1 protein-coding gene is annotated in these 1,185 nt (G+C 70.6%); it reads right to left on the bottom strand.

What is annotated here, in order from left to right:
• Positions 1 to 108: 108 nt before the first annotated feature.
• Positions 109 to 1,185, bottom strand: coding sequence for a CNNM domain-containing protein (locus B9G38_RS17560; RefSeq protein WP_086221202.1), 1,077 nt, complete (start codon positions 1,183 to 1,185; stop codon positions 109 to 111).

Genomic DNA, 1,185 nt, shown 5'->3' with positions numbered 1-1,185 from the left:
CTCCCCAGCCTCGTCGCTGGCGGCTGTCGCCGCCAGCGACTCCCTCGCGCGTGCTCCTCGCGGCCGCCGAGGGCGGCCGCTCGCAGGCGCGCGCCACCGCGGGCTCTCTCATAAATCGCCGGTGTCGAGCGGGTCCTCCAGCTGGCCCATCACCGCCTCCATCGCGTCGGTGGCGGTTAGCAGCCCGACGACCTCGCCGTCCTCGGTCACCAGGGCGAGCTCCTGTGACTCCGCCTGGAACCGGTCGTAGGCGTCGCTGACGCTCGCGTCAGCCGAGACCGTCATCGGCGGGGCCGCGACGTCCGCGAACGTCAGGTCGCCGTCCCGGAGGTCGTCGAAGCGGCTCACGATGGAGGGGGCGTACACGATCCCCTCGAAGTCGTTCGGGTCGTCGCCGACGAGGGGGAACCGGCTGTGGGGAGTGTCGCGGATCCGATCGAAATTCTCCTCGGGGGAGGCGGTCGTCGACAGCGAGACGATCTCGGCCGCCGGCGTCAGCACCTCCCGCACGGCGAGCTCGTCCACGTCGAGCGCGTTGAGGACCTCCTCGCGACGCTCCTCGGGGAGTTCGACCTCCTCCATCATCGTGCCGAGGCGGTTGCGGAGCTCGGCGCGCGTCTCCAGCACCTCCTCTTCTGCCTCGGTCCACGACCCGGTCATCTCGACGCCGAACAGGCCGAGCGTGGCCTTCGCGACCCAGTCGCCGACCCTGATCAGCGGCGAGATGAGCCACGCGACCCAGTAGAGGGGCCGCGCGCCGTACGCGGCGACCTGCTTCGAGCGCTCGACGCCGAGGTACGTCGGCGTCTGCTCGCCGTGCGTCAGGTGGACCATGTTGATGAGGAAGAATCCGAGCAGCGAGCCCGCGCCGGCGGACGCGAGCGCCGTGTTCTCGAACAGCGGGGCGAAAAGCGCCGCGAGCCCCGGCTCGGCGACGATCCCGAGCGCGATCGAAGTCCCGGAGATCCACACCTGACAGGTCGTCAGGTAGAACTCCAGGTCGTCGGTCATCTCCCAGGCGCGCCGCAGCCCGGGGGTGTCCATCTCCGATTCGGGGTACTGGCGCAGCCGCGTCAGGCCGAACTCGATCGCCACGAAGTACGCGTTGATCAGGATGAGAGCGACCCCCGCGGCCACGCGGAGGGCGACCTCGGTCGGGGGCAACCCCGGCACGAGCGGGCACAT

Source organism: Halorubrum sp. SD612, from assembly GCF_002135005.1.
Note: the sequence above shows the minus strand (reverse complement) of the source record. Positions and strands in the feature narration are given on the sequence as shown.